This is a genomic window from Burkholderia sp., assembly GCF_018375725.1.
In the GTDB taxonomy this organism is placed as follows: domain Bacteria; phylum Pseudomonadota; class Gammaproteobacteria; order Burkholderiales; family Burkholderiaceae; genus Burkholderia.
Window position 1 is genome coordinate 1 of sequence record NZ_JAHACR010000205.1, and the last position, 7,754, is coordinate 7,754.

Below are 7,754 nucleotides of genomic sequence, written 5' to 3' on the forward strand. Positions count from 1 at the left end.
GCGTCACGAGCAGCGCGGTCGCGGCATCGAGCCGCGTCTTCAGCAGCACCTGACGCGGCGTCAGGTGAAACACCTTGTGGAAGTAGCGCTCGAGCTGCGCGACCGACATGCCCGCCATCTGCGCGAGCTGCTTCAGGTTGAGCGGCTGCACGTAATGATCCTGGATGTACTGGACCACATCCGCGAGCCTGCTGTAGGCCGGATGCGAACCTTCATGCGCCTTCAGGTCGCGCGAAATGCCCGCGAGGCCGACGACGCGCCCGCCCGGATCGCGCAACGGCTCCTTGCACGTCAGGCACCAGCCCGGCTGCCGGCCGGGATACAGATGCAGTTCGAGCTGATCGGTCAATTGATGGCCGGCGTTGATCGTCGCCATGTCCTGCTCGAAATAGCTGCGGCCGAAGCGACGCGGGAACACCTCGTCCGCGGTCTTGCCGAGCAGGTCGCGCTTTTCCTTGTAGCCGCAGCGCATCGCCAGCGTGCGATTGACAAGCGCATAGCGGCCGTTTGCATCCTTCACGAAAAACGCGACATCCGGCAATGCATCGAACACGGGTTCGAGCATCCGGAAGTGTGCGAGCATCGCGCCAAGATCGGCGTTGTCGGGCTGGTACGGCACGGTATCGGACGAACTCATGGACGGTACGGCAAGTAGGGGCGTCATCCCGGCATCCGCAAAGCGAGTGGCTGATGGCGTCGATTATAGAAGCGCCCGACCGCTGCGCAGGGCGCCGCATCGCCAGGACAGGACGACGCCCCGCGCATCGGGAAGTACGATCCGCGCGGCATCCGGACGTGCGCCGTTCGCCATCGTAGAAACCGTGCGACATCGCGTCTTGTCGCGATTGAGCATGCGGAATGACGATTTCGGCATATATCAGGGTTAGCGCCGATATGCCGAAATCGTCGCCGGCCACGCATCGAACACGCAAGACGCCCGCATTTTCGCTCAATAGACTTCATATCACGGTCACGAGACGACTCACGGCCCCACCCGATATGCAACGCGCAATGCGTGCCGCAATCGCCACATTGAATGCTGATTTCGGCACAGCGTGGACGAAGCGCGCGATGCCCGGCGCAAGCAGTCCGGCCGTCTGCCGCACATCGCTGCAGCGGCCGGCGCGGCCCGCCGCCGCGACGTCTCGCCCGGCTTGCCGCCGGCCGGCCAGCTGTCCGGCAACGGCCCAACCATGCCATCAAGGGGAAGTGAAAGTGAAGCTGAATGTATCGCACGTCGCGCTGGCCGTCGCCTGCGCACTGTCAGGCACCCACGCCATCGCCGCGGACGTTGTCAGGATCGGCTTCGCCGCGCCGCTCACAGGTCCGCAGTCGAACTATGGTTCGGACATGCAAAAGGGCGTGCAACTGGCGATCGCCGACTTCAACGCAACGCATCCGGCGATTGGCGGCAAGCCGGTCACGTTCGAACTCGACTCGCAGGACGACCAGGCCGACCCGCGCACCGGCACGACCGTCGCGCAGCGCCTGATCGACAACAACGTCCGCGGCGTCGTCGGCCATTTCAACTCGGGCACCAGCATCCCCGCATCCGACCTGTACGATCGCGCCGGGCTGCCGCAGATCTCGATGGCGACATCGCCGCAATACACCGCGCGCGGCTACAAGACGACGTACCGGCTGCTGACGAGCGACGCGCAAGCGGGCCGCATTGTCGGCACGTATGCGGTGAAGAACCTGCACTTCAAGCGCATCGCGATCATCGACGACCGCACCGCGTATGGTCAGGGCATCGCCGACGAATTCGCGAAAGCCGTGCAGGCGGCGGGCGGCACGATTATCAAGCGCGACTTCACGAGCGACAAGGCGCTCGACTTCTCCGCGATCCTGACCAATCTCAAGGGCATCAATCCGGACGCGATCTTCTACGGCGGCGGCGACGCCCAGTCGTCGCCGATGATCCGCAAGATGCGCCAGCTCGGCCTCAAGGCTGCGTTCATTACCGGCGAGATGTCGCGCTCGCCGACGTTCCTGAAGGTCGGCGGCGACGCGGCCGAAGGCGCGATCGTCTACATGGGCGGCCTGCCGAAGGAAAAGATGCCCGGCTTCGCCGGTTATGCGGCGCGCTACAAGGCGCGCTTCAATGAAGACGTGATCACGTACTCGCCCTACGCGTACGACGGGACGATCGCGCTGCTGACCGCGATGAAGAACGCCAACTCGACCGATCCGAAGGTGTACACGCCGTATCTCGGCAAGGTGTCGGTCAAGGGCGTATCGGCCGACAGGATTGCCTACGACAGCAAGGGCGACCTGAAAGACGCGCCGGTGACCATCTACAAGGTCGAGCGCGGCGCGTTCAAGCCGGTCGACACGATCGCCGGCAACTGACGCGGCCACGACGCACACGCGGCGCCGGGACGGCATACCGTTCCGTGCGCCGCGTGCCCTTTTCCCCGCCCGAATGCTTCCTCGGCTCGCGCCTGTCGTTGCGCATTTTGCGCTCCTGTAGAATCTCCCGAAACCTGTTTGACCGCTCGTCGCCGCCTGCCCGACCCGGGTCATGCGGTGCGTGTTCGGTGCTCTATCCGGCGCTCAGCACACCTCTTCGACGATGCACTCCGTGTTACCCACGCAGTACTGAAAACAACACTCGAAAACTGATCGTCCTGACCATGCAAGCTTCCGAATTGAACGGCGTCCCGCGCGCCGCAACACGCGCATTGACGCGCAGCGACTACAAGACCCTCAGCCTCGCCGCACTCGGCGGCGCACTCGAGTTCTACGACTTCATCATCTTCGTGTTTTTCGCGCCGGCGATCGGGCAGCTGTTCTTCCCGCACGATATTCCCGACTGGCTGCGCCTGCTGCAGACCTACGGCATTTTCGCGGCCGGCTATCTCGCGCGTCCGCTCGGCGGCGTCATCATGGCGCACTTCGGCGATCTGTTCGGCCGCAAACGGATGTTTACGCTGAGCGTGCTGATGATGTCCGTTCCGACGCTGCTGATGGGTCTCCTGCCGACCTACGACACGATCGGTCTCCTCGCGCCTGTCCTGCTGCTGCTGTTTCGCATCCTGCAGGGCGCCGCGGTCGGCGGCGAAGTGCCGGGCGCCTGGGTGTTCGTTTCCGAGCACGTGCCGGCGCGCCACATCGGCTATGCGTGCGGCACGCTGACCTCCGGCCTCACCGCCGGCATCCTGCTCGGCTCGCTCGTCGCGACCGCCATCAACAGCCATTACTCGACCGCGGAAGTCACCGCGTTCGCGTGGCGCATCCCGTTCCTGCTCGGCGGCGTGTTCGGGCTGTTTTCGGTCTATCTGCGCCGCTGGCTCCACGAAACGCCCGTGTTCGCGGAAATGAAGGCGCGCAAGGCGCTCGCGGCCGAAGTCCCGCTGAAGGCGGTGCTGCGCGATCACGGCCGCGCGGTGATCGTGTCGATGCTGCTGACGTGGATGCTGTCCGCCGCGATCGTCGTGGTGATCCTGATGACGCCCGCGCTGCTGCAAAAGCAGTTCCATCTGTCGCCCGCGACGACGCTGTTCGCGAACAGCATCGCCACGCTGTGCCTGACGGCAGGCTGCATCTGCGCAGGTTCGCTCGCTGGACGGATCGGCGCCAAGCGCGTGCTCGGCATCGGCGCGCTCGTGCTGGCCGCATGCTATTACCTGCTGTTCGCGCGAGTCGCCGCCGATGCGTCGACGCTGCCGCTCTTCTATGGCATCGTGGGCTTCATGGTCGGCACGATCGGTGCCGTGCCGTATGTGATGGTCAAGAGCTTCCCGGCTGTCGTGCGCTTCTCCGGTATTTCGTTCTCGTACAACGTCGCCTACGCGATCTTCGGCGGCCTGACGCCGGTGATCGTGTCGCTGATGATGAAGTCGAATCCGCTCGCGCCGGTGGTCTATGTGGCCGCGATCTGCGTGCTTGGCGCGATCGTCGCGCAATTCGCGAAGGACGCGCGCTGAACGCGCATCAGGTGTCATCCGCCGATCGAACCGATCGGCATGTCATGGCCCGGCGAGAAAGACACGGAACCGGGACGTGATCCCTACCGCGGCGGCACCACCGATCGCCCGCATCGCAGTGCGATGCCGGTGTCGCCGCGCAAGGCCCGCGGCAGGCGCGGCTCAGCGCAGGCCGCCATACGAGGTCGGGCGCCGCAAGCCGTCGATGCTCGCGCCGCCCGCGCCCGTCACGAACAGCAGCAGGAAACCGCCGGCAATCGCGACATTCTTCCAGAAATGGATCACCATCTCGTGCTGAACAGCGGGGTTCGTCGCATCCCAGAAATTGTGGCCGATCATCGCGGTCGCGATCGTGTAGACGGCCATCAGCAGCGCGAGCGGCTTCACCTTGTAGCCGACGATCAGCAGCAGCGCGCCCAGCGCCTCGATCGCGACGACGGCCGGCGCGACGAATTGCGGAAACGGCACGTTCATGCCCCGCAGATAGCCGACGAAATCGCCATAGCCCAGCAGTTTCATCACGCCGCCCCACAGAAACAGCGCGGCCAGCGCCAATCGCGCCAGGAAAATCACGCCGGAATCGACGGAACGCGTCATGCCTTTCTCCTCGTTGCAGTTCGGCGAGCCGCCCGGCGCGCAGCCCGCGCGGCTCGCAGGGTCGTCGACCCTGGCAAATGGGCCAGAATAGAGACTCTTTCCGTCGCGTCCAAGCAAAAGGTTGTAGCAAATCTTTACACGGCGCCGCGGCCGCCGCGCGGGTCAGCGGGGCGACGCGCTATCCGCATCGCTCAGCAGTACGCCCTTCTTGAAGATGCAGCACCCGTAGTCGCGCAGGTCGCCCGTGACGATCATCGCGTAGGCCTGCCGTGCACGCGCATAGAACGCGAAACGATCGATGCCCTGCAACGGCACCTCGCGCCCCTCCGCATGATCGACCTCGGCTTGCACCTCGCGCTGCACGGCCGGCAGCAGATCGGGATCGCCGACGACTTCCGTGCGCCGCGCGGGCGTGTCGACTCCGGGATCATGAACGGACTGCGTCACGTTACATGATCCCGGCCTTCCAGTGTGTTCGATCCGAGCGGACTGCGAGGTAGCGACGGGCAGATCGACGGAAAGACCTGCCATCGATTTCGGAGGATCCGGCGCGCACGTGTTGCCGCGATGACGATTCATGCCCGCGTTGCATGGACGGGCCGCCAGCGACGTGTGCGGTGGTCACCCGCATCAGAGGGGACAACCCGAGCGATCGTTTCACGTATAAAGCGACGCCTCCGGCAACGCCCCCGTGAGCGCAAACCGCCCGACATCCCGCAACCGGTAATCGAGCGGATCGTGCAGCGTATGCGTGCGTGCATTCCGCCAGAACCGGTCGAGCCCGAGCGACGCCGCCGTCGCACGCGCGCCGCATGTGTCGAACAGCGCCTCACCCGCGTCGAGCGCCGCGCGCTGCGCGACGATCTTCGCTTCCGAGACCGCCAGCGCCGCCCGGGCGCGCGCCGCCGCCGTCAGCGCATCGCGCTGCGTCCATGCCTGCTGCAGCGCCTCGGCCGCGCGATCGGCGAGCGCGGCGGCCGCGACCGCCTGCACACGCATCTCGCCGAACCGCTGCAACGTATAGGGATCGTCGCTCGCCCGCTCGACGCCGGCGTGCACCCAAGGCCGCCCGTGATCCAGCACGTAGCCGCGCGCTTCTTCGAGCGCGCCTTCGGCCAGCCCGACGAACAGGTTCGTCAGCACGAGCTGCGACACGAGCGTGCGCAACGTCGCGCGCGGCGTCGGCGGCGTTTCCGAGCGATGCAGCACGTCATCCGCGGCCAGCGTCACGCCGTCGAACGACACGCTGCCGCTGTCGGTCTGCCGCTGGCCGATCGGATCCCAGTCCTCATTGACCGTGATGCCCGCGCGCGCGGTCGGCACGACGCCGAACACCGGCTTGCCGGTCGCGCAGTCGTGCGCGGATACGGTCATCCGCTGCGAACCGCGCGTGCCGGAGCAAAAGCCTTTGACGCCGTCGAGCCGGTAGCCGCCGTCCGGCGTCGCGGTGGCGACAAGGCGCGTATCGAGCGGATTGACCGCATTGCCCCACCACCAGCGATGCTCGACCGTGCCGCGCAAATAGCGCTCGCGCTGCGCGGCATCCCCCCAGACGTCCACGCTGACGACCTGCAGGCATTGGAAGCCGAGCAGATGCGCGAGCGCGCTGTCGACCCGCGCGATCTGCCGGATCACCCCGTAGATCGCGGGCCAGCTGGCTTCCTGGCCGCCGTAGGCACGCGGCACGGCGAGCGTCAGCAAGCCCGCATCCGCGATCCATTGCTTTTCGCGCGCCGCGTGACCGCCCGCACGATCGCGCGCGGCCGCAGTGCCGCGCAATGCGTCGATCAGGCGCGTCAACGCATTCGCATCGATCGCCTCGCTATCCGTTTGACGGGCGAGCGCCGCCGGGCCACGCGGATCGTTCATGCGACCGCTTCCTGTCCGACGGATTCCGCACTCAGCGGCACCAGCACGCCGAGCTCGGGGCGTCCGGTCAAGCGCGCCAGGATCTCGCGCCGCCAGTCGTCGTAAATCGACCGATAGGCGGCGATATCCGCGTCGAATACGTGCGCGGTGTGCGCGTACTCGTCGTGCAGATACCCGTCGAGGCGAATCTGCATTTCATCGTCGGCCTCGATCACGCGGTCGATCAGCGCGTCGCGCGCCGCGGGCGGCAGCGCCGCGAGTGTCTCGAACCACCACTGGACGATCTGCACGCGATGCCACTCCTCGTCGGGACGAATACGGTTCTCGCCGTGCTCGCGCATCGCGCCGTCGGCGACACGGCCCGTTTTACGCTGGATCCACAGCTTCGCGAGGATGTGCAGCTCGTAATGCCATTCGAAGGCGAGAAAACCCGCGACGTCGCGCATGGCGATATCGCCGATGCGTGCCCAGTGCGCTTCGACGAGCCGCCCGATCTCCGGCAGCGGATCGCGTCCGGTCAGCTCGGTCACGCGTTCGCGGGCGATCACCGCATGCGCGCCGTCGTCGCCGAGCTGGCGCGACAGGATCAGTTGAAAATGCGGATCGTCGCGAAACAACGTGTCGATCGCCTTCGCGACGACCTGCACGATGAACAGATCGTGCGACGCCATCTTCGTGTAGTAGTCGGCAACGGCCGCCCGCTCCGCGGCGGTTTGCGGCTCGCGCGGCGGAACGGCGAGTTTGTCCGGGAAGCCGGGACGGTGGCGACGCGCCGTCTCCAGGAACAGTTTCTCCTCGAATTGCGCATTCCATTCGCGGGGTGCGCCGATGGGTCGTGTCATAGTGTTTGGGTCTTTCAGGATCGTTGAAGGGAAAAATGGGCGGTCGTGACACTTGCTCATGCACGCCGGGCCACACGTCGGGCCAGACGATCGCCCGTGATTTGCACGGTCGAGACGAGCGCGATCAGGATCACGATCACGGTGGCCATCACGGTCGTGTCGAAGCGCTGGTAGCCGTAGCGGATCGCGAGATCGCCAAGGCCGCCCGCACCGACCGCCCCCGCCATCGCGGTCGAGCCGATCAGCGCGACCACGGTGATCGTGAAACCGCCGAGCATGCCGGGCAGCGCTTCCGGCAGCAGCACGTGCCAGACGATGTGACGGCGCTTCGCGCCCATCGCGAGCGCGGCTTCGATCAGGCCGCGGTCCACTTCGCGCAGGCTGACTTCGGCGATCCGCGCGAAGAACGGGATCGCGGCGATCGACAGCGGTACGACTGCCGCCCAGACCCCGATCGTCGTGCCGATGAGCAGCCGCGTGAACGACAACAGCGCGACGAGCAGGATGATGAACGGCG

General features: G+C 66.2%; 7 protein-coding genes and 1 pseudogene. 2 read left to right on the plus strand and 6 right to left on the minus strand.

Annotation, left to right across the window (positions count from 1 at the left end; genetic code table 11):
* The coding region (locus KH616_RS18175; protein WP_292249033.1) for an AraC family transcriptional regulator at nt 1–664 on the minus strand (664 nt) is incomplete at its 3' end.
* A gap of 551 nt (nt 665–1,215) precedes the next feature.
* On the opposite strand from KH616_RS18175, the gene KH616_RS18180 reads away from it, so the two are divergent.
* The gene (locus KH616_RS18180; protein WP_292249035.1) at nt 1,216–2,352 is read left to right on the plus strand and encodes a branched-chain amino acid ABC transporter substrate-binding protein; all 1,137 of its coding nucleotides are present in this window, start codon (nt 1,216–1,218) and stop codon (nt 2,350–2,352) included.
* Between the two features lie 284 nt (nt 2,353–2,636).
* The gene (locus KH616_RS18185; protein ID WP_292249037.1) at nt 2,637–3,929 is read left to right on the plus strand and encodes an MFS transporter; all 1,293 of its coding nucleotides are present in this window, start codon (nt 2,637–2,639) and stop codon (nt 3,927–3,929) included.
* Between the two features lie 162 nt (nt 3,930–4,091).
* Here KH616_RS18185 and KH616_RS18190 read toward each other — a convergent pair whose 3' ends face one another.
* From KH616_RS18190 to KH616_RS18210, 5 genes and pseudogenes are all read right to left on the minus strand, one after another.
* On the minus strand, nt 4,092–4,526 hold the full coding sequence (locus KH616_RS18190; protein WP_292249039.1) for a DoxX family protein: 435 nt from the start codon (nt 4,524–4,526) through the stop codon (nt 4,092–4,094).
* Nucleotides 4,527–4,688: 162 nt separating this feature from the next.
* Nucleotides 4,689–4,946 (minus strand): annotated as a pseudogene (locus tag KH616_RS18195) (RbsD/FucU domain-containing protein); the annotation flags it as partial.
* Nucleotides 4,947–5,183: 237 nt separating this feature from the next.
* On the minus strand, nt 5,184–6,395 hold the full coding sequence (locus tag KH616_RS18200) for an acyl-CoA dehydrogenase family protein (protein ID WP_292249041.1): 1,212 nt from the start codon (nt 6,393–6,395) through the stop codon (nt 5,184–5,186).
* Complete coding sequence (locus tag KH616_RS18205) at nt 6,392–7,237, minus strand: hypothetical protein (protein WP_292249043.1); 846 nt, start codon at nt 7,235–7,237, stop codon at nt 6,392–6,394. The genes KH616_RS18200 and KH616_RS18205 overlap by 4 nt, the downstream gene beginning before the upstream one ends.
* Before the next feature lie 56 nt (nt 7,238–7,293).
* A partial coding sequence (locus KH616_RS18210; RefSeq protein WP_292249045.1) for an ABC transporter permease subunit occupies nt 7,294–7,754 on the minus strand: 461 nt, incomplete at its 5' end.

Excerpts from the sequence above, each read along its gene's own strand:
- KH616_RS18185 (WP_292249037.1), top strand. The coding sequence starts at position 2,637 with ATGCAAGCTTCCGAATTGAACGGCGTCCCGCGCGCCGCAACACGCGCA.
- KH616_RS18190 (WP_292249039.1), bottom strand. The coding sequence starts at position 4,526 with ATGACGCGTTCCGTCGATTCCGGCGTGATTTTCCTGGCGCGATTGGCG.
- KH616_RS18200 (WP_292249041.1), bottom strand. The coding sequence starts at position 6,395 with ATGAACGATCCGCGTGGCCCGGCGGCGCTCGCCCGTCAAACGGATAGC.
- KH616_RS18205 (WP_292249043.1), bottom strand. The coding sequence starts at position 7,237 with ATGACACGACCCATCGGCGCACCCCGCGAATGGAATGCGCAATTCGAG.